This is a genomic window from Campylobacter lari subsp. concheus, from assembly GCF_008245025.1.
In the GTDB taxonomy this organism is placed as follows: Bacteria; Campylobacterota; Campylobacteria; order Campylobacterales; family Campylobacteraceae; genus Campylobacter_D; species Campylobacter_D concheus.
In genome coordinates this window covers 1,057,450-1,083,251 of record NZ_CP043426.1, presented here as the reverse complement: position 1 = coordinate 1,083,251, position 25,802 = coordinate 1,057,450, and the positions used below count along the sequence as shown (strand labels likewise).

The following is a 25,802-nucleotide window of genomic DNA, read 5'->3' as shown; positions in this document are numbered from 1 at the left end:
TTTAAATTTTTCAAGGTGGATTATATGGATTATAAAGATACGCTATTGCTTCCAAATACGACTTTTGCAATGCGTGCAAATTTAGCAGAGCTTGAGCCTAAGCGTTTTAGCAAGTGGTTTGAAAACAACTATGCTTATGAGAAAATGAAACAAAAAAGACAAGAGGTAAGTGAGAGTTTTACTTTACATGATGGCCCTCCTTATGCTAATGGACATTTGCATATTGGCCATGCTTTAAATAAAATTTTAAAAGATATCATCATAAAAATGCATTATTTTCAAGGTAAAAAAGTGCGTTTTACTCCTGGTTGGGATTGCCATGGTTTACCGATAGAACAACAAGTTGAAGTTAAACTTAAAGATAAAAAGCAAAGTTTAAGCAAAAAAGAAATTCGTGAGTTTTGTAGAGAGCATGCGAGAGAATTTGTAAATATCCAAAGAGATGAATTTAAGTCTTTGGGTGTGATTGCTGATTGGGATGAGCCATATTTGACTATGAAAAATGCTTTTGAGGCAGATATTTACAAAGCTTTATGTAAAATCGCCAAAAAAGGACTTTTGTTAGAAAGAAGTAAACCTGTTTTTTGGAGCTGGGCTGCTAAGAGTGCATTAGCAGAAGCTGAAGTAGAGTATGAAGACAAAGAAGATTATTCTATTTTTGTAGCATTTGAGCTTGATAAAACTTCGGTTGAAAAATTAGGAGTTGAAAAAGCAAAAGCGGTAATTTGGACTACTACACCTTGGACTTTACCAGCAAATCAAGCTATATCTTTAAATCCAAATGAAAAATATGTTATCACTGAAGAGGGTTATATTTTTGCTAAAGCCTTACTTGAAAATATGATCAATAAAAACTTTACTCAAGGAAAAATTCAAAAAGAACTTTTAGGTTCTGAATTTGAAAATCTAAGCGCTATTAATCCACTCAATCAAAGAAAATCCACTCTTATTTTGGGTGATCATGTTTTAATGGAAGGCGGGACAGGGCTTGTACATACTGCACCAGGCCATGGTGAGGATGATTATTATGTGTGCTTAAAATATGGCATTGAAGTGATTATGCCGGTAGATGATGGTGGGTGTTATGATGAAACGCTAAGAGCTAAAGGACTTTTACCAGAACATTTGTTAAATGAGTTTATAGGACTTCATATTTTTAAAGCAAATGAGCGTATTTTAGAATTACTTGGCGAAGCTTTGCTTGAGAGTTCCAAATTTACACATTCTTATCCATTTTGCTGGAGAACACATAAACCGGTTATTTATAGAGCTACAAAACAATGGTTTATCTTAATGGATGAGAAAAAGCTAGATGGAAAATCTTTAAGAGAGCTAGCGCTAGAACAATTAAATAATGTGAAATTTTACCCAGAAAGTGGAGTAAAAAGACTTAGTTCTATGATAGAAAATCGTCCCGATTGGTGTATATCAAGACAAAGAGATTGGGGTGTGCCTATAGCATTTTTTAGAGATAAAAGCACCAAAGAAGTGATTTTTGATGATGATGTTTTAGATCATTTAGTGGGAATTTTTGAAGCAAATGGAGCTGATGCGTGGTGGGATTTAGAAATAAAAGATTTATTACCGCAAAATAGCAAATATGATCCAAATAATTTAGAAAAAGTTTATGATATTTTAGATGTTTGGTTTGATAGTGGTAGTACTTGGGAAGCAGTATTAAACTCGGCTAGATACGATGCAGGGGAATACCAAGCTTCAATGTATCTTGAAGGAAGTGACCAGCACCGTGGGTGGTTTCAAAGCTCACTTTTAATTTCTACTGCGATCAATCACAAAACCCCATATAAAAACATACTTACTCATGGCTTTACCGTAGATGAAAAGGGTCAAAAAATGAGTAAATCTAAGGGTAATGTCATCTTGCCTCAAAATGTAGCTAAAAATTATGGGGTAGAAATTTTAAGACTTTGGATAATGCTTAGTGATTATTCAACGGACTTAAAAATTTCAGACAATATTTTAAAACAAGTAAGCGAGCAGTATAGAAAGATAAGAAACACTATAAGATTTTTACTTGCAAACACTAATGATATGGAATTTTTAGAAACAAAAAATTTCACACTTTTAGATAAGTGGATTTTAATGCGTGCAAAAGTTGCTTTTGAAGCGTGTGAAGCTGCTTTTGAAAAATATGAATTTGCAAAAGGTTTTAGCGTTCTTTTAAATTTCTTAAGTGCGGATTTAAGTGGAATTTATTTAGATGTGTGTAAAGATAGATTATATTGTAATGCAAAAGATGACACAAAGAGAGTAAGCGCGCAAAGTGCTATGGTACTAATAGCTAGAAAGATTTTTGCGCTTTTAGCCCCAAGTCTTACTTACACGATAGACGAAGCGCTAGAGCATGCAAATGTAGCTATTAAAGAAAATGCTAAAGATGTGTTTGATTTGGTGTTAAAAAATGGCTTTGATTATGAGTATAAAATCGAAGATGAATTATTTATAAAATCAAGAGAAAAATTCTTTGAACTTGTTGATATATTAAAAAAAGACAAAATCATCAAATCAACTTTAGAGTTAAGTTTGCAAACAAGTGCAAATGAGCTTTTGAGCGAAGATATTGAAGAAGTAGCTGATTGGTTTATGGTAAGCTCAGTAGAAAGCTTAGATGATAAAGAAGCTTTGAGTGAGTTTAAAATAAATGATCATAGTTTTAAAATTGTGCGTTCTTCGTTACACAAGTGTCCAAGATGTTGGAAGTTTTTAGCAAAAGAAGAAGAATGTTTATGTCCAAGATGTAATAGTGTAGAAAAAGCAAAAAATGTTTGAACAAGCTTTACCTTTTAGCGTGGTAGTGATTACTTTATTAGGCTTTTTATTTATCACGCTTTTTTTGTTTTATTTGGTTAAAAAATTTAAGGATAAATAATGGTAACTTTAAAAGAAGCTTTGAAATTTTCAAATGAAGAATTAGAAAATCTAAAAAAAGAATTAAATGAAAAAGCATATCAGCAAAAGCATTTAGGTGCTTATATAGAGCAGTTTTTAAATAAAGACTTAAGTATTTCAGGTGTCGGTGTGCCAGTAGCTATAAAAGATAATATTAGCGTAAAAGATTGGGAATTAACTTGCGGTTCTAAAATTTTACAAGGCTATGTAGCTCCTTATGATGCAAGTGCCATTGTAAATTTACGTAAAAATAATTTTGTTCCATTTGGAAGATGTAATATGGATGAGTTTGCTATGGGAAGTACGAGCGCGACTTCTTTTTATGGCAAGACTTTAAACCCGCTTGATAATACTAAAGTCCCAGGTGGAAGTAGTGGAGGGAGCGCTGCGGCAGTTGCTGCAGGGATAGCCTTAGCAAGTTTGGGTTCAGATACGGGTGGTTCGGTAAGACAGCCTGCTGCATTTTGTGGTTGTGTTGGATTTAAGCCAAGTTATGGAAGAGTTAGTAGGTATGGTTTAGCAGCATATTCTTCAAGTCTTGATCAAATCGGAGTTTTAACACAAAATGTTGAAGATGCTGCGATCTTGTATGATGCTATTGCAGGTTATGATGAAAAAGATAGTACAAGTACAAACACAGCTTTTGAACCAACCGCGCCAAAACTAAATGCAAATAAAAAGCTAAAAATAGCTGTGATTAAAAATTATATAGAACAAACCAATGATGATGTAAAACAAGCCTTATTAAAAACCATAGATATGCTAAAAGCAAATGGACATGAGATTGTTTATAAGGACTTAATGGATTCTACATTTGATGTTGCAGCTTATTATATCATAGCAGCAGCTGAAGCAAGTGCAAATTTGAGTCGTTATGATGGTGTAAGATATGGTAGAAGAAGTGAAAAATGTGATAATCTTAGCCAAATGTATGTAAATAGCAGAAGTGAAGGCTTTGGCGAGGAAGTAAAAAGAAGAATTTTACTAGGAACCTTTGTTTTAAGTAGTGGGTATTATGATGCATACTATATCAAAGCACAAAAGGCTAGAAGATTTATCAAGCAAAAATATGAGGAAATTTTAAACGATTGTGATTTGATTTTTATGCCAGTTGCCCCAAGCGTTGCTTTTGGCTTTAATGATGTTAAAACTCCTATTCAAATGTATTTAGAAGATGTATTTACTATTTCAGTGAATTTAGCAGGACTTGGTGGCATTAGCGTGCCAGTAGGAAAAAATGAAAATGGACTTAATGTCTCTGCGCAGCTTATCTGTAAAGCTTACGATGAACAAACTTTGCTAGATGGTGCTTTAAGCTTAGAAGAAATTATTAAAAATAAATAAAGGAAAATTATGAAAATCATCAAACGCGCTTTGACTTTTGAAGATGTTTTACTAGTTCCTCAATATTCTGAGGTTTTACCCAAAGAAGTGGATATTAAAACAAGACTTACAAAAAATATCACATTAAACATGCCTTTAATTTCAGCTGCTATGGATACGGTTACTGAGCATAGAGCAGCTATCATGATGGCAAGACTTGGTGGTATAGGGGTAATCCATAAAAATATGGATATAGCTTCACAAGTTAGAGAGATAAAAAGAGTTAAAAAAAGCGAAAGTGGCGTAATTATGGATCCTATTTACATAGGGGCTAAAGCAAGCGTTAAAGAAGCGCTAGAACTCATGGCTGAATATAGAATTTCAGGAGTTCCTGTGGTAGATGAGAATAAAACTCTAATAGGAATTTTAACTAATCGCGATTTGAGATTTGAAACTAATTTTGATAATTTAGTAGAAAATGTAATGACAAAAATGCCTTTAATCACTGCTAAAAAAGGTTCTACTTTAGATGATGCAGAAAGGATTTTTTCTACCAATAAGGTAGAAAAACTTCCGATCGTAGATGAAAATAATCGTTTAGAAGGTTTGATTACTATAAAAGATTTAAAAAAACGTAAAGAATACCCAAATTCAAATAAAGATGCCTATGGAAGATTAAGAGTGGCCGCAGCTGTGGGTGTAGGTCAGCTTGATCGCGTAAAAGCTTTAGTGGAAGCTGAAGTTGATGTTATAGTCATGGATAGTGCGCATGGGCATTCTAAAGGGATTATTGATACATTAAAAGCAATTAAGGCTGAGTTTAATGTAGATGTGATAGTAGGAAATGTTGCAAGTGCTAAAGCAGTTAAAGATCTATGTGAAGCAGGTGCGGACGCTGTTAAGATAGGTATAGGGCCTGGAAGTATTTGTACTACACGCATTGTTTCAGGTGTGGGTGTGCCTCAAATTTCAGCTATAGATGAATGTGCGATAGAAGCAAGTAAATATGGTGTGCCAGTAATTGCTGATGGGGGTATAAAATACTCAGGTGATATAGCAAAAGCTATCGCAGCAGGTGCAAGTAGTGTGATGATAGGTTCGCTTTTAGCAGGAACAGATGAGAGTCCAGGTGAGTTATTTACTTATCAAGGAAGACAGTATAAGAGTTACCGTGGTATGGGAAGTTTAGGTGCTATGCAAAAAGGAAGTTCAGATAGATATTTCCAAGAAGGTACCGCTCAAGATAAACTTGTGCCCGAGGGAATTGAAGGTAGGGTGCCTTATGTAGGAAGTATAAAAAGTGTAGTACATCAACTTTTAGGTGGGCTTAGATCTTCTATGGGTTATGTAGGTGCAGTAGATATCAAAGCTTTCCAAGAAAGAGCTGAATTTGTAGAAATCACCGCAGCAGGATTAAAAGAAAGTCATGTGCATGATGTAACTATCACTGCTGAAGCACCAAATTATAAGGTAAGTAATTAATGGAATTTGAAGATCACATCAAACAAGCTGAGCTTTCTTTAGAAAAACTTAATGATAAAGATTTAGACCTTAAAACTTGTGTAGAAATTTATAAAGAAGGTCTAAAAAGTATCAAGCAAGCAAGAACTATGCTTGAAAATGCTAAATTAGAAATTGAGCAAGTAGATGAGTAGTGTTGTAGCTTTACAATTTCCAACTTTGGCTTTGAGTGAATCAAGGCTTGATTATTATCTAAAAGCTGCTAAGGAAAGTGGTGCAAATTTGGTGGTTTTGGGCGAGTATGTTTTAAATAGCTTTTTTAGTGAGCTAAAAACTATGCCAAAAAGTATGATTAAAGAACAAAGTCAAAGCAAAAAAGCAAGCTTGATAAAATTTGCTAAAAAATATGATTTAAACATCATTGCACCATTCATAAGTGTAGAAAATGATGGCTTAAAAAAATTATGCTTAAAAGTAAGCCCACAAAATGTAAAAGTGTATGAGCAACAAATTTTAATGCCTTATACACACTGGAATGAAGAAAAATTTTTTAGCAATAAAAAAACTGATAAGCTTAAACTTTTTGCTTTCCCGCATGAGGGCTTAAAATGTGCTTTGCTTTTTGGATTTGAAGCACATTTTGATATCTTTTGGCAAATGATTATGAAAAAAAAGATAGACTTAGTCATCATTCCTACAGCTAGTACTTTTGAGAGTAACCAAAGATGGCTAGAGCTTTTAAAAACAAGAGCTTTTTTAAACTCAACAAGTATTTTAAGGGTTAATCGCATAGGCAATTTAAAGCAAGAAAATGATTGGAAATTTTATGGAGATAGCTTTTTTATCAACGCTTTTGGGGAAGTGCAAGAGCAACTTGGTGATCAAGAAGAAATGCTTGTGGTAGAAGTTGGCAAGGCAAATGAAGCTAGAAATTTATGGGGCTTTGATAAGCTTATAAAAAATTACGAAGAATAATCTTTTTAACAAGAAAATATTATCAAAGGAATATAATGAGAAAAATTTTATTACAAATTCTTTCTTTTAGTTTTATTTTTATGGGAATTTTTGCTTTAGTTAGGTTTTTGATGATAAAAAATTTAACCAGTGAAAGTGAAAATAGCTTAATGGTATATGTATATGGATTAGGTCATGATATGAGAACCTTTAGTGCTATTTTTTTACCTTTATTTTTGTGTGGTTTATTTTCTTATATAAGTTTGGTTTTTAAAGATAGAAAATATTACGTTACGGGGGGGGGTAATCGCTAAATTTTATTTTTACCTTTCTAGTTTTTATATAGCTTTTATAGCTTTTGTTGTTTTAATTTCTGCGTTTATACATTATTATTACTTTCAACTTTATACAAGCAAAATTGATATTTTTATTTTTGGTTTAAAAGATGATAATACTAAGGCAATATTATCTATAGTTTTTTCTGATTATCCTATTATAAAAGCATTGTTATTAGCTGTAATTTTTAGTATATTTTGTTTTTATCTTAATATTAAAATTCTTAGCTTAAAATTAGAGATTATTAAAATAAAACTAGTATTTTTTGTTTTATTAAACATTTTACTAATTTATGCTTATATTGTAGCGTTAAGAGGACATTTTGCTTATAATGCATTAAGAGCTTCAAGTTATGAATTTAGCACTATAAAAGCTTTTAATGAAATTTCTACAAATCCTTTGATGGCTTTTTCATGGGCATATAAAGAGTATAAAAATCAGCAGAAGTTTAAAAGTGTAGATATAAAACAGCTTAATCAACTAGAAGAAAAACTTTTTCCTATGTTTGATACTACTTTGACACATCAAAATCATGCTAAAAATCATATTTATATTAACATCATGGAAAGTTTTGGTTTAAATTTAGCTGATCTTAGCACTAAAAACATTAATCTTTTGGGAAATTTAAAAAAACATTTTGAGCAAGATATTATTTTTACTAGATTTTTATCTAGTGCAAACAATACCATAGAAAGTTTCAATCGTTTGGTTTTTTTAAGTCCAAATATTATTTCAAATGGATTGTATCAAAAAGAAAAATTAGCCTTTACGCCTTTGCAAATTTACAAGAATGTAGGGTATAAAATAGTTTTTATTTATAGTGGTAATGCTTCTTGGTATAATCTTGGCAATTATTTTAAAAATCAAGGTGTAGATGAAATCATAGATGAAAATACACTGATGCAAGATTTTCCACAAGCTAGAAAAACAAAACACAAATACGGTATAGCCGATGAGTTTATGTATAAAAAAATATATTCTATTTTTGAAAATGCTACAAATCCTACGCTTGTTATTTCTCTTAGTATTTCTACTCATAGACCTTATATACACAAAAGCAAAACACAACTTATTGATGAGAATGCTTTAGATGAAAAAATATTAAATCAATTTATTATCAGTGATTCTATAGGTGCTTTAAATGCTTATGCGTATGCAAATGATGAATTTGGAAAATTTTTAGATCGCATAAAAGATAGTAGTTTGAGAGAAAATATTATTATTGCTACTACAGGTGATCATAGATTTAGAGATATTAAGATGGATATAAAATCCCAAAAAGCTTTTGCCTATAGTGTGCCTTTTTATTTATATCTTCCAAAGTCTTTGAAAAATGATATTTATTATGATAAAAATCGTGTGGGTTCACATAAAGATATTTTTCCAACACTTTATAATCTTACTCTTAGCAACACAAAGTATTTAAGCCTAGGTGGAAGAAATATGTTAGCACCTGTAAAAAATGAAAAATTAGAATTTGGTTTTAATGAGCTTGTTTGGATAGATCAAAATGGAGTGTATGATGGAAACAGTGGTTATTATTTTGAAAATAATACTAGTATAAAAGATACAAATAAGGCTTTTGAGTTAGATTTATATCATAAAAATTTTTCAAAAAAATATAAAGAATTATTTCAAAAGCAATTAAATTATAGACTGGTTAATCTTAAAACATCAAACAATGATGAGTAGATTTTATCTCTAAGGACTTTTTATATTTTATTTTTAGTAAATAAATGATAAAATTTTGCCTTAAATTTTTAAAAAATTTGAGGCAAGAATGCAAAAAATTCATTTTATAGGTATAGGTGGTATTGGAATTTCAGCTTTGGCGAGATTTTTAAAAGAGCAAGGCTTTAAGATTAGTGGCTCTGATATCAAAGAAAGTAAAATCACAAAAGAATTAGAAAAAGAAGGCATAGATATAAAAATTCCTCATCATAAAGATAATGTCAAAGATGTGGATTTAGTGGTGTATTCAGCTGCTATTAAAGAAGACAATGAAGAATTAATTAGTGCAAAAAAACAAAACATCACAACTCTTTCAAGAAAAGAAGCCTTGCCTATGATTTTAAAAGATAAAAGAGTTTTTGCAGTTGCAGGAGCTCATGGTAAAAGCACAACTTCAAGTATTTTAGCAAGCTTGATAGAAGCTTCTGTGATTATTGGTGCAGTGTTAAAAGAAAGCGGCACTAATATGCTTTATAAAGAAAGTGAAAATCTCATTTTTGAAGCCGATGAGAGTGATAGTTCTTTTTTAAATTCAAATCCTTATTTAGCTATAGTGACTAATGTTGAAGCAGAACATTTAGATCATTATGGAAACGATCTTGCAAGATTACATAAAGCTTATGAGGACTTTTTGTGCTTGTCTAAAATCCAAGTGATTAATGCTGAAGATGAGTTTTTATCAAGTTTAAATTTAAATAACGCAAAAAAACTTTACCCAAGTAAAGATATCACAAATATTCATATGAAAGTAGAAAATTTTAAGCCAAAAACCTATTTTACACTTAAAGATTTAGGTGAATTTAGTATTTTTGGTATGGGTGAACATGTAGCGATGGATGCTGCTTTGGCTATTTTGGCTGCGAGTGAATTTATAAACATAGAAGAGCTAAAAACTAAACTTTTAAAATACCAAGGCATTAAAAAAAGATTTGATATTTTGTTTGCAGATGAAAATATGGCTTTGATTGATGATTATGGACATCATCCAACAGAAATCAAAACCACGCTTAAAGCAGCAAATGAGTATGCAAGGCTAGCTGGATATAAAAAAATCATAGCGATTTTTGAGCCTCATCGTTATACGCGTTTAAGTGCAAATATATCGTATTTTAGCGAGGTTTTAGCAAATGTTGATGAGCTTTATATTTTACCTGTGTATGCAGCAGGGGAAGCTAAAATAGAAATTAATATGCAAAAATACTTTCCAAAAGCTAAATTTATAAAAGAAATCAAAAGAGAAGAAAACACTATTTGTCTTGATGATGAGTTGATTGAAAATGGTTTGGTAATAGGCTTTGGTGCAGGAGATATAAGCACAAAGCTCAGGGGAAAATATGTTTAAGATTTTTTTATATATCTTAGCTTTTTTTGCGATTTTGCTTTTTTTTGTTTTTTTACGTAAAAAAATAGGCAAGATTAGTAATTATCTTTTGATTTTAGTATTGATTTTAATGATTGCTTTTGCGATTAAATTTGAGTTAAGTGCCACAAGAAGTGGAGTTTTAAAAAAAGAAACACTCAATGCGTTTTTACAAGGACAAAGTCTAATTTGTAAAGATATTAATGTCACTAAAGAGTATTTTAACTTTGAGTATGGAACGCAAAGTTTTATTTCAAATGGTAAAAATAAACAATTTAAAGCCTATGTTTTTGATATAAAAGATTGCAAGGTAGATAAATAATGCAAGAGCAATTTTTTAAAAAGCTGGATTTAGATGGTTATATAGAAGACTTTAGGGGGTTTTTTGCAAGAGATAAAGAAATTTTTTTACAAGGTGATAGCAAACTTCATTATAAAAGGATTAATGAGCTTTCGCTGATTGATTTTAATCCCCCGCCCATGATAGAAGAGCTAAATAGTGCTTTAACTCATCTTAGCAAGCAAGGAATTTTGCATTTAAGTCAAAGCTTTGAAGTTATTAAAATCTGCATGTATTTTAGATACTTGAAGGGTTTAAAATTTGAAGAAAGTTTAAAAGAATGGCTTTTAAAAATAGAAATTCCACAAGCTATTTTAGAGCTTTTTGAGTATTTTGATGAAAAGGGTGAGATTAAAGAAAGTATTGATGAAAGACTTGTTAATTTAAATTTAGCTCTAAAAATGAAGAAAGAAAGCTTGGTGGCTGAGTTTAAAAAACTTACCTATACTAAAAGTCTTAATGCATACTTGATCGATACGCAAATTCATCTTATCAATGGTATGGAAGCCTTGCTTTTACGCGGTGGATTTAATCATGTCTTAAAAGCAAAAATCATAGGTAGAAGTAGCGGCGGTGGATTTTATGTGGTGCCTTTAAGTGTAGAAAAAATTCAAAGTCAAATTGATGAAATCAAAGACGCCAAAGAAGAAATTTTTTATGAATATGCTAAAAAAATTAGTTTGGTTTTTTATAAAAATTTGATGTTTTTGAAATTTATTAATAATGCATTTGATTTGTTTGATCATTATAGCGCTAGAGTTTTGATGGCTAAAAAGCATGATTATGAGTTTGTTTTAGCTGATAGTTCTAATAATTTAAGTTTATATAACTTCGCACATCCGGCTTTAAAAAATGCAAAAAGTGTTAATATAGAGTTTAATAAAAAAGTTTTAATCATCACAGGTGTAAATGCAGGTGGTAAGTCTATGCTTTTAAAAGGAATTTTAAGCGCAGCTTTACTTGCAAAGCATTTACTTCCTATGAGAATTAATGCGCAAAAAAGCCAAATAGGCAACTTCAAAGAATTTGATGCGATTTTAGAAGATCCACAAAATGTAAAAAACGATATTTCTACTTTTGCAGGAAGAATGTTACATTTTTCTAAGCTTTTGGGCAAGAAAAATGTTTTATTAGGGGTTGATGAGATAGAGCTTGGGACAGATTTTGAAGAAGCTGCGTGTTTATATACTGAGCTTATTTCTAAGCTTTTAGAACAAGATAATAAAATCATTATCACAACTCACCATAAACGCCTTGCTATGCTTTTGGCTAAAAATTCACAAGTAGAACTCATCGCTGCTTTGTATGATGAGGAATTATCACGCCCAAAATATGAGTTTTTAAAAGGTACTATAGGTAAATCTTATGCATTTGAAACGGCTTTAAGATATGGCATAAGTGCAAATTTAGTACAAAATGCTAAAAAGCTTTATGGTGAAGATAAAGAAAATTTAGAAGAGATGGTAAGTAAAAATATCAATCTTGAACTTTCTTTACGCAAGAAAAATGAAGAACTTGAGGAAAAAGAAGCTAAGGTAGATGAAATTTTACTTTCACTCAAAGATCAAAAAGAAAAAAATGAGCAAGAATTTAAAAAGCTTATTTCTAATTTAGAGTTTAAATATCACAAAGCCATAGAAGAAGCTAAAAAAACGATAAATCTAAAAGATATTAAAGAAAAACAAAGAAGTTTAAACAAAGCCAATGAGCTTAAAAAAAGCATTGTTTTGCCAAGCATGGAGCAAAATGAAGAACTTAGAGTTGGAGATTTTGTAAAATATGAAAAAATCAAAGGTAAAATCACAGCTATTTCAAAAAATGATGCGATGATTCAAAGTGATGGTTTAAGTTTGCGTGTGCCTTTAAATCTTCTTAAAAAAAGCAATCAAACCCCTACACAAAAGGCAAAATCAAGTGTTAATATAACCCGTCCAAGTGCTTTAAATATGACTTTAGATTTACACGGCTTAAAAAGTGATGAGGCGCTTGAAAGATTAGATAAATTTATCTCTGATGCTTTGATAGTAGGTTTTGATGAGGTGATAGTTTATCATGGTATAGGTACAGGAAAATTAGCTTTTGCGGTAAAAGAGTTTTTAAAAGCCCACAAGAGTGTAAAAAGCTTTAATGATGCACCGATTAATCAAGGTGGTTTTGGTGCTAAGGTGGTTAAGCTTTAAGTAAAATTATAGTAAAACCTTTAAAACAATAATGAGGTTTATCAAATGAAACAAGTGATGATTTTAAGTGGAGCAGGTTTGTCTGCTCCAAGTGGTATAAAGACTTTTAGAGTTGGTGGTGGGCTTTGGGAAGAGCATGATGTGATGGAAGTTTGCTCTGCAACTGGCTTTAGAAAAAATCCTAAAAAAGTTTTGGAATTTTATAATAAAAGAAGAAAAGAACTAGCTAGTGTTAAGCCAAATCATGCACATAAAATCATCGCTTTATTAAAACAAAAATTTCCAAAACAAATTAGCATTTTAACACAAAATGTAGATGATTTATTAGAGCGAGCAGGGTGTGAAGAAGTGGTGCATTTGCATGGCTTTTTACCTGAGCTTAGGTGCTTAGAATGTGAAAGTATTTTTAACATAGGTTATGAAAGTAGTGATGATAAAATTTGTCCAAGTTGTCAAAGTAAAAATGTAAGACATAATATCGTAATGTTTGAAGAAATGGCGCCAAATTATAAAATTTTATATGAAAAATTACAAAATTGTGATTTATTTGTATGTATAGGCACAAGTGGGCAGGTTTTGCCTGTGGGAGAATATGCAAGAGTGTGCAAGCAAAGTATATTAAACAATCTTGATAAAGATAGATATTTAGAAAGCAATTTTACTAAAGTTTATATAGAAGATGTTTGCACAGCTATTGATAAAATCAAAATCGATATAGAAAATTTTTTGGAAGCAAAATGCTAGAAGTAATCTTACAAGGTATAGTTTTAGGTATGGGTGTGTCTGTGCCTTTTGGACCCGTAAATATTTTAATCTTAAATACTGCTTTGTCTTCTTTTAAAAATGCTTTTTGCATTGGGCTTGGTGCTTTAAGTGCTGATATACTTTTTTTGATTTTGATTAATCTTGGGCTTTTAAGCTTTGCAAATAATGATTTTTTTTATAAAATATTAGCAGTTTTTGGCTTTTTCTTTTTGAGTTTTATGGTGTTTTTAATGCTAAGAAAAACAAGAAAAGTCGATCTTAACAAGGTAAATAAAACTCATCCTTTCAAGGGTTTTAGTAAAGGATTTTTCTTAAATGTTACAAATCCTTATGTGATAGGCTTTTGGGTGAGTGTGGCAGGACTTAGTATGCAGAGTAAAAACTCTTTTGCTTTGCTTTTTGGTTTGGTGGGTTTTATTGTGTTTTGGATTTTTACTTTATCGTTTTTTGTGTCTAAATTTAAAGCCCTTGTAAAAAACAAACATATATTTTACATTAATCTTTTTTCAGCGTTTATTTTAGAGTATTTTGCTCTTTCTATGCTGTATAAAGCTTTTATAGGATAAAACATGCAAGTAGTTGAAATTTTTAAGGAATTAAGCAAATTTAAATCTATCACTCCAGATGATGATGGGGCGTTAAATTATATTGCAGTGGAGTTAAGTGATTTTGAAGCTTTTTTTATAGAAAAAGAAGGTGTGAAAAATCTTTTACTGACTAAAAAATTTAGTGATGATGGGGAGCATTTAGCTTTTGGTGGGCATGTAGATGTAGTGCCTGCGGGAGAGGGTTGGAGCAGCGATCCTTTTGAGCCTTTAGAAAAAGATGGGTTTATTTATGCAAGAGGTGCGCAAGATATGAAAAGTGGCGTGGCTGCTTTTATATGTGCGGTCAAGGAAGTAGAAAATTTCAAAGGAAGAATTTCGTTGATTTTAACAAGCGATGAAGAAGGTGAGGCTAAATTTGGCACGCTTGAAGTGCTTAAATTTATGCAAGAAAAAGATATGTTACCTGATTTTGCTGTAGTTGCTGAGCCAACTTGTGATAAAAAATTTGGAGATAGTATTAAAATAGGGCGTCGTGGTTCTATCAATGCAAAATTACTCATTAAAGGCAAGCAAGGTCATGTGGCATACCCGCAAAAATGCATTAATCCTGTGCATAATTTTGCTTCGGCTTTGAAATTTTTAGCAGGATTTGATCTTGATCCAGGTGATGAGGTTTTTGCTCCATCTAAAATTGTCATTACTGATATACGTGGTGGTATGGAAGTGTGTAATGTAACTCCAAATGATTTAAAATTGATGTTTAATGTAAGAAATTCTCCGCAAACTAGCTTAGAAGATGTAAAAGCTTATGTGGAAAAAACTTGTGAAGGACTTGATTATGAATTAAGTATAAATCAAAGCTCAAAACCTTTTTTAACACAAAGTGATTCTAAAATCGTACAAAGGCTAAACGAGAGCGTGCAAAAAATCACCCAAATAGTGCCAGAACTTAACACCAAAGGCGGTACAAGTGATGCAAGGTATTTTGCTGAGTTTGGCGTAAAGGTAGTAGAATTTGGCGTGTGTAATGATAGAATTCATGCTATTGATGAGAGAGTGAGTGTAGAAGAGCTTGAAAAATTGTATTTGATTTTTAAAGACTTGATAGAAAATTTTTAAAGGTTTAGAATGATTGAGGAAATTTTAAAAGATAGTGATTACAAACTAGATCTATTTAGTAAAAAAGCTATTGCTGAATTGGAAACTAAAATTATAGTTAAAACAAACAAAAATAATCAAATTATATACTATACTAATTGCCTTGTCCGCGATAAAGAAATTAAACTCACGCCAGAAGAAATTGTGCGTCAACTTTATATCGATAAGCTTTTAAGTGAATATAACTATCCTAAGGATATGATAAAAATTGAATTTGGTGTGCATTTTGGACGCGAAGTAAAAAGAGCTGATATTGTGATAATGGATAAAATCCAAATTACAACCCCATACATCATTATAGAAGTAAAAAAGCCAAAGTTGAAAGATGGCAAAGAGCAGTTAAAAAGTTATTGTAATGCTACAGGTGCAACTATGGCTGTGTGGTGTAATGGTAAAGAAATTAGTTATTATCATAGAAAAGATCCAAATTATTTTGAATCTATTCCAAATATTCCTGCATCAAACCAGACATTACCAGATCTGTTGAAAGTAAAATTTACCTTTGATGATTTGATCAAAGAAGATATTTTAAAAAGTCAAAAGCGAAGTTTAAAGAATTTAGTCACAGAAATGGAAGATGAGGTGTTGGCAAATGCCGGAGTTGATGTATTTGAAGAATGTTTTAAACTTATATTTATAAAACTTTTTGATGAATTAGATGGCGCAAGAGATAGAACAAAGAGTTTAGAGTTTAGAAATTATGGAGAATCTGATTCTGAACTTAAGCAAAAAATAGAAAAACTCTTTGATAAAGCAAAGAAAAAATGGGAAGGTGTATTTAATAATGATGAGAAAATTAAACTTTCTCCTTCGCACCTAAGCGTATGTGTATCATCATTGCAAAATGTAAAGTTATTTAACTCAAATTTAGAAGTAATTGATGATGCTTTTGAATATCTAGTGAATAAATCCTCAAAAGGTGAAAAAGGGCAATATTTTACTCCGCGTTATGTAATAGATATGTGCGTAAAAATGCTAAACCCTAAAAAAGATGAAAGTATGATAGATACTGCAAGTGGAAGTTGTGGATTTCCGATACATACTTGTTTTTATGTGTGGCGTTCAATTTATAAAGAAAGAGGTATAGAAGCAAGTCATCTCTTTACAGCTGAAGAAAAGATTTCTGAGTGTCAAGACTATGTAAAAGAAAAAGTGTTTGGTATAGATTTTGATGAAAAAAGCGTGCGCGTATCAAAAATGCTTAATCTAATCGCAGGCGATGGGCATACGAATGTCTTGTATTTAAATTCCATTGACTTTGATAGATGGGATGAATGGGTAAGAGATGATGAAGATTGGCAAGATGTGTATTTTGAGGGATTTAAACGCTTAAAAAAATTAAGAGCTACTAAAAACCAAAATAGGGATTTTAATTTTGATATTTTAATGGCAAATCCACCTTTTGCCGGAGATATAAAAGAAAGTAGAATTTTAGCTAGATATGAGTTAGGCAAAAAAGAAAATGGCAAACCTCAAAGTAAAGTAGGAAGAGATATTTTATTTATTGAACGAAATTTAGATATGTTAAAGCCTGGTGGCAGAATGGCTATTGTATTACCACAAGGGCGTTTTAATAATTCAAGTGATAAATATATAAGAGAATTTATTGCACAAAAAGCTAGAATCTTAGCAGTTGTAGGACTTCATGGAAATGTCTTTAAGCCACACACAGGGACAAAAACAAGTGTTTTATTTTTACAAAAATGGGATGATAAATTATGTCCAAAGTGCGAGGACTATAATATCTTCTTTGCTACTATGAGTGAGCCTAGCAAAGATAATTCAGGTGAAAAGATTTATTATCCACTTTTAGATTCTCATGATCATTTAGTAGTAAAACATGATTTATTTCATCCGCATTTAGAAGGAGATGAGCCTATAAAACAAAAAGATGAAAGCCAAGAAGATTTTGATAAAAGAATGCAAGAATATAGGTTAAATTTAGAAAAATACAAAGACTTGCAAAAAGATGGCATAGCGGAAGCTTTTATTGAATTTGCAAAGAGTGAAAATTTGAGTTTTTGGAAAGAATAAATATGACAGAGCGAAAATTTTTAGAATTAATTGCAACTGATGAAAGTACAAAGAGGCTTAAACATAGAGAAAATTCACAACTTGAATTTAAGGCAAATTTTAATAAGGCAGATTTTGCACTATATGCTAAAACATTAGCAGCTTTTTCAAATAATCAAGGTGGCATTATTGTATTTGGCGTTAAAGATAAACCAAGGGAGGCAATAGGCATGACAAATAATAATCTTGAAAATTTGGATAACAAGGATTTCTCAAATTTTTTAAATGAAAGTTTTGCACCAGAAATTATTTTCAATATACAAACTTTTAATGCAGATAATAAAACTTTTGGAATAATAGAGGTTAAAGAAGGATTAAACAAGCCATTTATTTGCATTAAAAACAATGGAAAAAAACAAGAAATTTTAGAAGGAGAAATATATTATAGATATAGTGGAAGAAGCGAAAAAATTAAATATCCCGAACTAAGAAATATTTTAGATAAAAATTTAGAAATAGAGCGCCAAAAGTGGATGGAACATATAGAGAACATAGCCAAGATAGGTCCAAAGAATGTTAAAATGCTAGATTTGCTTCGTGGAGAAATAGATAGTGGCAATGGAAAAAAAATAGTCATAGATAAAAAGTTATTGGAGAATCTAAATTTAGTTGTTGAAGGCAAGTTTGTAGAAAAAGAAGGCGCTCCAGCGCTTAAACTTATAGGAACTATAGAGAATGGAGAAATTATGGCGCCAAATTTAAATCTTGAAAAAGATTTTTATACTACGAAAGAATTGCTAGAAAGATTAGGTTTAAACATAACTCATCATTATTTTAGAGGTATTCTAGCTGAATATCCTATCATACAGCAAGATGCTAAATATTTTCAACAAAAGAAAAATCAAAAATATTATAGTAAATTTTGTTTCGATTTCTTGAATCAAAAAAAATTATCAGATGATGATATAAAAGAACTTTGTAAAAAACACAATATTTGGAAAAAAAATGGAAAATAATCCTAGTCAAACTTTGCAGGAAAGATATCCGCATTTAGAAGTAAGTATATTAAAGCTTAGTGAAGTGCAAAAAGATAATGAGAGTTTTAGAATCGATTCTGAACCATTCAAAAAATCAAATTTACATATAAACACTAATTTGTTATATGAAAAATTATCAAATATTGCAGTTATAAATCCTTCAAAAGCTGAAATAAATAATTTTTCAAAAGATGCGATTATTACTTTTTTATCAATGCAGAATTTGGGTAATGGTTTTATACATCATAGAGAACAAGGGCAAATTTTACAATTTGAAAATGGATATACTTATTTTGCAGAAAATGATATCTTAATTGCTAAAATAACACCTTGCATGGAGCATGGAAAATGTGCAATTGCTACAGACTTAGGTAATGGGATTGGCTTTGGTAGCACAGAATTTAATGTATTTAGAATTCGAGATTCTAGATTTCTGACCACATTTGTATTTTGTTACTTAAATAGAGATTCTATAAGAAGGATGGCTGCTGATAATATGGTAGGTACTAGCGGAAGACAAAGAGTACCAACGGCATTTTATGAGAAATTACCAATCCCCATTCTCCCTATAGAATTTCAGCAAGAAATTGAAAAAATGGTAAAAGATTCTCATAAAACATTAGAAGAAAGTAAGGAATTATATAAAAAAGCAGAGGAAACTCTATGCCTTGAGTTAGGGCTTGATCCGAAAAATCCATTACAAAGTTTGCTAGATTCTAAAACAAATAAACCTATAAAATCACCAAATATCTCTATACACACATTAAAAGAATCTTTTCTAAAAACAGGACGATTGGATTCTGAATATTATCAAAGTAAATTTGAAGACATAGAAAAATTTATAAAATCTTATCCAAATGGATATGATAGCTTTTTAAACATTATAAACAACAAAGACACAAATTTTACCCCTAAAAATAATGAAAATTACAGTTATATAGAGCTTGCAAATATAAGCAATAATGGCAATATTAACGAACCAATTAGTGATTTGGGAAAAAATTTACCTACAAGAGCAAGAAGAATAGTGAGCAAGGGAGATGTAATTATTTCAAGTATCGAAGGCAGTCTGTCAAGCTGTGCTTTAATTACCCAAGAATTTGACAAGCATTTAGTTTCAACAGGATTCTTTGTATTAAAATCAAAATTATTAAATGGTGAAACTTTGCTTGTAATGTTTAAAAGTCAAATATTTCAAGAATATTTAAAGAAATTTCCAAGTGGAACAATACTTTGTGCAATAAATAAAGAAGAGTTGTCTAAAATCCTTATCCCTAAAATAGATCCTACAACTCAAGAAAAAATTGCAAAATATATACAAGAAAGCTTTAATTTAAGGAAAAAATCTAAACAATTATTAGATAATGCAAAAATTAAAGTAGAAGAGCAAATACAAGGAAAAACATGATTATCAATGGGCAAAAGCTTGAGCTAAAAGAGCTTAAATTTATGGATTATGTTAAAGAAAAGCAATTAAAAATAGAATTTATTGCTTTAGAATTAAACGGAGAAATTATCCCAAGGGATAAATTTGAAAATTTGATTTTAAAAGAAAATGATAAAGTAGAGATTGTTACTTTTGTAGGTGGTGGTTGATGAGAATTAAATTTAATGGTAGTATGATAGACACACATTTTAAAAATACTTTGGATTTTTTTCAAAATGTGAGTAAAAATGAAAATGATGTATGGATAGTCAATGGTTTTGCGACAAAAGAAAGTTTGGAGCTAAAAGAAAATGATGAGCTTTTTTGTATAGAAAAAAATACTTTACCACCATATGAAGCTCTTGATGCGATGATGAGGGCAAGACACACTCCAAAGCTTCATGATAAACTTAAAAAGGCAAGTGTAGCAGTGTGTGGGCTTGGTGGGCTTGGTTCGCATATAGCTATAAATTTAGCAAGAAGTGGGGTTGGTAGGCTTCATTTGATTGATTTTGATGTGGTGGAACCAAGTAATCTTAACCGCCAAGCTTATATGGTAGAAGATTTAGGTAAATTTAAGGCCGAAGCTTTAAAAGATCAAATCGCTAAAATCAATCCTTTTATAGAAGTATTTGCACAAGTTTTAAAGATAGAAAAAGAAAATATAGCTGCGCTTTTTATAAATGATGATATAGTTTGTGAAGCCTTTGATAGTGCAAAATATAAAGCTCTTTTAGCACAAAATTTTCACCAACACTATCCTCAAAAAATATTAATTTGTGCTTCTGGTTTAGCAGGATATGGCGATAGTAATAGCATACAAACAAGAAAAATTGCAAAAAACTTTTATGTTTGTGGTGATTTAAAAAACGAGGCAAAAGTAGGCAATGGACTTATGGCACCGCGTGTAAATATTTGTGCAGGACATCAAGCAAATTTAGTTTTAGAACTTTTAGTGAGTGAGTAATGGAAAAATTAAAAATAGGAAAATATGAGTTTAATTCTAGGTTTATTCTAGGTTCTGGGAAATTTTCTTTTGAGCTTATAAAATCAGCCATTGAAGAAGCAAAAGTTGAGATTATCACCTTAGCTTTGCGTAGGGTGAATGATAAAGGTATAGAAAATATACTTGATTTTATTCCAAAACATATTAAGCTTTTGCCAAATACTTCAGGTGCAAGAAATGCTAATGAGGCATTGCGTATAGCAAGACTTGCAAGAGAGCTTGGTTGTGGAGATATGATTAAGGTTGAAGTAATTAGCGATAGTAAATATTTATTACCGGATAATTATGAAAGTATAAAAGCAGTGGAGCTTTTAGCAAATGAGGGTTTTACGCCTTTGGTTTATATGTATCCTGATTTATATGTAGCACGTGCTATGGCTAGTGTAGGAGCTGCTGCTATAATGCCTCTTGGGGCGCCTATAGGAAGCAATAAAGGCTTAAAAACTAAAGAATTTATACAAATTTTGCTTAATGAAATTAGCTTGCCTATTATAGTGGATGCGGGCATAGGAAATTCCGCGCAAGCTTGCGAAGCCATGCAGATGGGAGTAAGTGCAGTGATGGCAAATACTGCCATAGCTCAAGCCAAAGATGTAGCAAAAATGGCAAAGGCTTTTGCTTTGGCTATAGATGCAGGGCATAATGCGTATTTAGCAGGCATAGCAAATGAAAGCGTGCCAAGTGCAAGCTCGCCTTTGAGTGGTTTTTTAAGAGATTAAAATGCAAAAATATCCTCATATGCAAAATATCGAAAGTGAAATTTTAACTAAGGTTTTAAAAGAAGTTGAAAATTTTGATGAAAATAATTTTAGCGCTTTTGATGTAAAACAAGCTTTAGTTAAAGATTATCTTAACATAGATGATTTAAAAGCTTTGCTTTCAAGCACAGCAGAAGATTTTATAGAAGATTTGGCACAAAAATCAAGCAAGATTACTCAAAAATATTTTGGAAATTCCATTTCACTTTTTACACCTTTATATCTTTCTAATTTTTGCAATAGCAAATGTACCTATTGTGGATTTCAAAAAGGAAACAACATTAAAAGAGCTAAGCTAAATGAGACTGAAATTCACAAAGAAATGCAAGAGATTAAAAAAAGTGGCTTAGAAGAAATTTTACTCTTAACAGGTGAGGGCAGGGAGTATGCTAGCGTAGAATATCTTGCCAAAGCTTGTAAGATAGCAAAAGAGTATTTTAAAGTCGTTGGGATTGAAGTTTATCCTATGAATGTAGATGAGTATGCACTGCTTCATGAAAAGGGTTGTGAATATGTGAGTGTTTATCAAGAAACTTATAATCAAAAAACTTATTCTAAAATTCATATTGAAGGTGAAAAAAGTGTATTTGAGTACCGCTTTCATGCACAAGAGCGAGCGTTAAAAGCGCGTATGAGAGGGGTTGCTTTTGGAGCTTTACTTGGTATAGATGATTTTAGAAAAGATGCTTTTGCCACGGCTTTACATGCGTATTTTTTACAGCAAAAATACCCTCATGCTGAAATAGCTTTGTCTATCCCTAGACTAAGACCTATTATCAATAATAAAAAAATTCATCCAAAAGATGTAAGCGAAACAAGACTTTTGCAAGTTTTATGTGCTTATAGATTGTTTTTGCCTTTTGCAAGTATTACTATTTCTACACGTGAAAGAGCAGGATTTAGAGATGGGGTTATTAAACTTGGAGCTACTAAAATGAGCGCTGGAGTGAGTGTGGGTGTGGGTGAGCATCAAGGTGATAAAAAAGGTGATGATCAGTTTCAAATTAGTGATATGCGTAGTGTTGATGAGGTTTTAGCTATGCTAAAAAATGCAAATTTACAAGCTATAATGAGCGATAGTATTTATGTGGGATAAAAAAATCATTGCTATTAGCGATAGTCAAAATACCCAAGGAGATTTTTTAAATTTTATTGAAAAACTAAGCCAAAGTAGTATTGATGCTTTAGTGCTTAGAGAAAAACATTTAGATGAGTTAGAATACGCTAAATTAGCCAAAGAAGTATTAAAAATTTTTAATAAAACTCAAAAGATTTGCTTTTTGCATTATCATTATGAAGTTTGTTTAAAGTTAAATCATCAATTTTTTCATGCTCCTTTGTTTGTTTTACAAAATTACCCACAAAGCTATACAAAATTTGAGCTTTTGGGTACTTCTATCCATTCCAAAGAAGAATTAGATTTAGCTTATAAGCTTAAAGTAAATCATGCTTTTTTTGGTCATGTATTTGAAAGTTCTTGTAAGGCTGATTTAGTTCCAAAAGGTATTAAGAATTTAAAAGATTTGTTAGAAGTTTCAAAAATACCCATTTATGCCATAGGTGGTATAAATACTCAAACTATAATCCACTTAAAAGATTTAAATTTAGCAGGTGTGTGTATAAGAGAAGCTTTGTATAAAAGTGAAAATATAAAAAAATATATTTTAAGATGTAAAGATCTTTTAGTCCAAAAGGACTAAAAGATTATAGCCAGAAGAAATATGCAATTATTGCAAGGCTAATTGAGCAGAATATATTTAGTATAATTCCTACTCTTACCATTTCTTGTTGTTTTATATGGCCGGTACCAAAAACTATAGCATTTGGTGGTGTAGCAACTGGTAGCATAAAAGCACAAGAAGCACCAATAGCAATAATTAAAGCAAGTCCTAAAGCAGGAACACCTAAAGTATCTGCTATAGAGATAAACAAAGGTACAAGTAAGGCTGCTGAAGCAGTATTTGAGGTAAATTCTGTTAAAAATACTATAAAAAATGCTATGATTAAGCCTATAATAAATAAATGTCCATTTTCTATAAATGAAATAATGGTATCAGCCATAACTTTGCTAGCACCCGAATCTTTTAACACTACACTTAGAGTGATACCTCCACCAAAGAGCATTAACACACCCCAATCGGTATTTTTTTGTACATTTTTCCAATCAATTACTTTAAAAGCACATACTAAAACAGCAGCCAATAAAGCAATAATCGCATCAAGATTTGCTATTTTATGTCCAAAAATACTTGTAATGATAGGACTTATATTACCACTAAAAATCCAAGATAGTGCAACTACTAAAAAGATTATTAAAGTGATGATTCTAGGTCTTGTAAGTTCTATATTTTCAGTGTGTAAATCAACTTGTAGATTAAATCTTGGTTTAAACATAAAATACAAAATCAAAATCATTGCAGGTAAAAAGATTAAAACAATAGGAATACCATATTTTAGCCACTGTGCAAAACTAATGTGTAATTGAGTAGCAACAATAGCATTTGGTGGAGTTCCTACTATAGTACCTATACCACCTATACTTGCGCTAAAAGCTATACCTAAAAGAATAAAAACATAAGTATTTCTATCTTTTTGTGGATCAAGTGAAGCTAACATACCTATAGCAAGTGGAAGCATCATAGCTGCGGTTGCAGTATTACTCATCCACATGGATAAAAATGCAGTAGTAATAAAAATATATAAACTTGATAAACCCAAATGTCCTTTTGCTAGGGTTAAAATTTTATGTGCAATTAGCTTATCTAGTTTTTGATGATGCATGGCTGCTGCTAGAGCAAAACCGCCAAAAAACAAAAAGATGTTAGAATCAGCAAAACCTGTTAAAGCCTTAGCAGTAGGTAGCAATCCTAAGATGGCTGCTAAAACAGGTACTAAAATAGCTGTAATAGTAACATGCAAAGCTTCGCTAAGCCACAATATGGCGATAAAGATCAACAGGGATAATCCTTGGTTTACCTTAGTTTCGCCAAAAGGGGAGAAATAAAGTAAAGCGATAAATAACACTAAATCAGCAATAACTATAAGTGTTTTTGTGTTTGAACTCATTTAACAACTCCTTTAAAATATTGTAGTTTTGTAACATATTCTAAATGAATTTTCTTTTAAATATTAATTTTTATATAATTTTTTTTTGCAAAATTATTTTTGTGTGAAAAAAAGTAATTTTTAGTAAAATTTATTTGTTTTTGGTATAATTTTTGCTGATTAAAAATCATCTTTAATCAAAAAGATGATTGCTTTTAAGGAAAGATAATGTTTAAAAAAATATTCGTATGTATTTTAGCTTTGTTTTTTGGTGCTTGCGCTATAAACCCTAAAAATCAAGGTGTAGCTAAGGTTAATGAAATTATAAAAATTCAAGCACAGTGTTATAATCCTTCTGATTCTAAAGCATATGAAGCAAAAATTAAAGGTCTTGTGTATATTAGTGATGTAGGACTTAAATATTGTACAAATAAAAGAACAATTGATAAAAGTGCTTCTTTGAAAAAAGTTTATATTCATAGAGTGTATGATTTAAATGAAAATTTGAAATATTCTTCTTCTAATGGAAATAATTATTATATTAATGAAAATTTTAACTACTATTTTTATGTGTTTTTAAAAGAAGAATTAGAAAATAGAGGTATAGTTGTGGTTGAAAATACACAAGATTCTCCTTATATTTTAAGAGTAGATTTGAGTTTTAATGATTTTTATTCTAAATTCGATTCTAATTCTTTATTTTCAATTATTGCTAGTCAACTAACATTAAAAGATATTAACACTAATAAAACCATTAATATTAAAACTAAACAAGAAGTTAAAGGTTTTTATAATATTAAAGATCTACCTTTTTTCACTCAGCTTCTTATAAAGCAAGTAGCTAATAAATCCGCAGATATTATCAGCTCTTTGTGAGGTGTTTTAACTGCCATGAATTTTCCTTTGCGAGCTTTTGTTCAGCTTGCAAGGAAGAGCTTTTAGAATATTCTTTAGGCATAAGAGAGCTTGATAAAGGTTTTAAGGTTTATTATTTTTATCAATATGAACAAATTAAACATCTAATTTATTTTAAACACAAATTTCAAGGATATTTTGTTTTAAATGCGCTTGCAAAATTAAGTTTTGCTAAATTTAAAGATTTTTTTCAACCCTCTTGTGAAATTAATGCCATAGCCTTGGATGATAAAACATATAAAAACTACTCTCATACTGCTATTTTAACCAAACATTTAAAAACTCAATTTATAAAACCTATGTATCATGCTTTGCAAGCTAATTCAGAATTTAAATATAGTGGAAAAAGCTTGCAGTTTCGCAAAGATAATAAAAGATCTTATAAACTTTTAAAACGTCCAAAATATCCTGTGATTTTAGTAGATGATGTTGTAACTACGGGATTAAGTTTGCTTGAAGCAAGAGAGCTTTTAGAAAAAAATAATATCGAAGTACTTTTTGCTTTAGTTTTAGCTAATGCAAAAGAATAATTTGCT

Annotated in this window: 24 protein-coding genes; 23 read left to right on the top strand and 1 reads right to left on the bottom strand. The window is 30.7% G+C overall.

The window, feature by feature from the left end; all coding sequences use genetic code 11:
• The first annotated feature begins 24 nt into the window (after positions 1-24).
• From ileS to CLCT_RS05530, 21 genes are all read left to right on the top strand, one after another.
• Positions 25-2,790: an isoleucine--tRNA ligase gene (gene ileS / locus CLCT_RS05635; protein WP_149062524.1), complete on the top strand. Its 2,766-nt coding sequence runs from the start codon at positions 25-27 to the stop codon at positions 2,788-2,790.
• Positions 2,791-2,889: 99 nt separating this feature from the next.
• Positions 2,890-4,254 (top strand): Asp-tRNA(Asn)/Glu-tRNA(Gln) amidotransferase subunit GatA, encoded by a 1,365-nt coding sequence (gene gatA, locus CLCT_RS05625; protein WP_149062523.1) that lies wholly within the window; start codon positions 2,890-2,892, stop codon positions 4,252-4,254.
• Between the two features lie 9 nt (positions 4,255-4,263).
• The gene (guaB, locus tag CLCT_RS05620; RefSeq protein ID WP_039668672.1) at positions 4,264-5,715 is read left to right on the top strand and encodes an IMP dehydrogenase; all 1,452 of its coding nucleotides are present in this window, start codon (positions 4,264-4,266) and stop codon (positions 5,713-5,715) included.
• Positions 5,715-5,888 carry an exodeoxyribonuclease VII small subunit gene (gene xseB / locus CLCT_RS05615; RefSeq protein WP_039628709.1) on the top strand — a complete coding sequence of 58 codons (174 nt, stop codon included), beginning with the start codon at positions 5,715-5,717 and terminating at the stop codon, positions 5,886-5,888. The genes guaB and xseB overlap by 1 nt, the downstream gene beginning before the upstream one ends.
• Positions 5,881-6,669 (top strand): carbon-nitrogen hydrolase family protein, encoded by a 789-nt coding sequence (locus CLCT_RS05610; RefSeq protein WP_149062522.1) that lies wholly within the window; start codon positions 5,881-5,883, stop codon positions 6,667-6,669. Before xseB ends, CLCT_RS05610 begins: the two co-directional genes overlap by 8 nt.
• 35 nt (positions 6,670-6,704) lie before the next feature.
• Complete coding sequence (locus CLCT_RS05605) at positions 6,705-6,962, top strand: hypothetical protein (protein ID WP_149062521.1); 258 nt, start codon at positions 6,705-6,707, stop codon at positions 6,960-6,962.
• A gap of 190 nt (positions 6,963-7,152) precedes the next feature.
• Positions 7,153-8,676 carry an LTA synthase family protein gene (locus CLCT_RS05600; protein WP_149062520.1) on the top strand — a complete coding sequence of 508 codons (1,524 nt, stop codon included), beginning with the start codon at positions 7,153-7,155 and terminating at the stop codon, positions 8,674-8,676.
• A gap of 88 nt (positions 8,677-8,764) precedes the next feature.
• Positions 8,765-10,057, top strand: coding sequence for a UDP-N-acetylmuramate--L-alanine ligase (gene murC / locus CLCT_RS05595; protein WP_149062519.1), 1,293 nt, complete (start codon positions 8,765-8,767; stop codon positions 10,055-10,057).
• Entirely contained in the window at positions 10,050-10,397 is a 348-nt protein-coding gene (locus tag CLCT_RS05590; RefSeq protein ID WP_149062518.1) for a hypothetical protein, read from the top strand. The genes murC and CLCT_RS05590 overlap by 8 nt, the downstream gene beginning before the upstream one ends.
• Positions 10,397-12,595: an endonuclease MutS2 gene (locus CLCT_RS05585; RefSeq protein WP_149062517.1), complete on the top strand. Its 2,199-nt coding sequence runs from the start codon at positions 10,397-10,399 to the stop codon at positions 12,593-12,595. Before CLCT_RS05590 ends, CLCT_RS05585 begins: the two co-directional genes overlap by 1 nt.
• Positions 12,596-12,640: 45 nt before the next feature.
• Complete coding sequence (locus tag CLCT_RS05580) at positions 12,641-13,339, top strand: SIR2 family NAD-dependent protein deacylase (protein ID WP_039668666.1); 699 nt, start codon at positions 12,641-12,643, stop codon at positions 13,337-13,339.
• Positions 13,333-13,926, top strand: a complete 594-nt coding sequence (locus tag CLCT_RS05575; protein ID WP_039668665.1) for a LysE family transporter — start codon at positions 13,333-13,335, stop codon at positions 13,924-13,926. Before CLCT_RS05580 ends, CLCT_RS05575 begins: the two co-directional genes overlap by 7 nt.
• Positions 13,927-13,929: 3 nt before the next feature.
• Positions 13,930-15,027 carry a succinyl-diaminopimelate desuccinylase gene (dapE, locus tag CLCT_RS05570; RefSeq protein WP_149062516.1) on the top strand — a complete coding sequence of 366 codons (1,098 nt, stop codon included), beginning with the start codon at positions 13,930-13,932 and terminating at the stop codon, positions 15,025-15,027.
• A gap of 9 nt (positions 15,028-15,036) precedes the next feature.
• Complete coding sequence (locus tag CLCT_RS05565; protein ID WP_149062515.1) at positions 15,037-17,100, top strand: type I restriction-modification system subunit M; 2,064 nt, start codon at positions 15,037-15,039, stop codon at positions 17,098-17,100.
• Between the two features lie 2 nt (positions 17,101-17,102).
• Entirely contained in the window at positions 17,103-18,095 is a 993-nt protein-coding gene (locus CLCT_RS05560; protein ID WP_149062514.1) for an ATP-binding protein, read from the top strand.
• Positions 18,085-19,524: a restriction endonuclease subunit S gene (locus CLCT_RS05555; protein ID WP_149062513.1), complete on the top strand. Its 1,440-nt coding sequence runs from the start codon at positions 18,085-18,087 to the stop codon at positions 19,522-19,524. Before CLCT_RS05560 ends, CLCT_RS05555 begins: the two co-directional genes overlap by 11 nt.
• The gene (gene thiS / locus CLCT_RS05550; protein ID WP_149062512.1) at positions 19,521-19,712 is read left to right on the top strand and encodes a sulfur carrier protein ThiS; all 192 of its coding nucleotides are present in this window, start codon (positions 19,521-19,523) and stop codon (positions 19,710-19,712) included. The genes CLCT_RS05555 and thiS overlap by 4 nt, the downstream gene beginning before the upstream one ends.
• A complete protein-coding gene (gene thiF / locus CLCT_RS05545; protein ID WP_149062511.1) occupies positions 19,709-20,509 on the top strand; it encodes a thiamine biosynthesis protein ThiF in 801 nt (266 codons plus the stop codon). Before thiS ends, thiF begins: the two co-directional genes overlap by 4 nt.
• Positions 20,509-21,267 carry a thiazole synthase gene (locus CLCT_RS05540; protein ID WP_149062510.1) on the top strand — a complete coding sequence of 253 codons (759 nt, stop codon included), beginning with the start codon at positions 20,509-20,511 and terminating at the stop codon, positions 21,265-21,267. The genes thiF and CLCT_RS05540 overlap by 1 nt, the downstream gene beginning before the upstream one ends.
• 1 nt (position 21,268) lies before the next feature.
• Complete coding sequence (gene thiH / locus CLCT_RS05535; protein ID WP_149062509.1) at positions 21,269-22,402, top strand: 2-iminoacetate synthase ThiH; 1,134 nt, start codon at positions 21,269-21,271, stop codon at positions 22,400-22,402.
• The gene (locus CLCT_RS05530) at positions 22,392-23,006 is read left to right on the top strand and encodes a thiamine phosphate synthase (protein WP_149062508.1); all 615 of its coding nucleotides are present in this window, start codon (positions 22,392-22,394) and stop codon (positions 23,004-23,006) included. The genes thiH and CLCT_RS05530 overlap by 11 nt, the downstream gene beginning before the upstream one ends.
• A gap of 4 nt (positions 23,007-23,010) precedes the next feature.
• Here CLCT_RS05530 and CLCT_RS05525 read toward each other — a convergent pair whose 3' ends face one another.
• Positions 23,011-24,372 (bottom strand): DASS family sodium-coupled anion symporter, encoded by a 1,362-nt coding sequence (locus CLCT_RS05525; protein ID WP_149062507.1) that lies wholly within the window; start codon positions 24,370-24,372, stop codon positions 23,011-23,013.
• 207 nt (positions 24,373-24,579) lie between these two features.
• Between CLCT_RS05525 and mapA the strand changes: the two genes are divergently transcribed.
• Entirely contained in the window at positions 24,580-25,227 is a 648-nt protein-coding gene (gene mapA / locus CLCT_RS05520) for an outer membrane lipoprotein MapA (RefSeq protein WP_149062506.1), read from the top strand.
• Positions 25,224-25,796, top strand: coding sequence for a ComF family protein (locus CLCT_RS05515; protein ID WP_149062505.1), 573 nt, complete (start codon positions 25,224-25,226; stop codon positions 25,794-25,796). The genes mapA and CLCT_RS05515 overlap by 4 nt, the downstream gene beginning before the upstream one ends.
• Positions 25,797-25,802 lie beyond the last annotated feature (6 nt).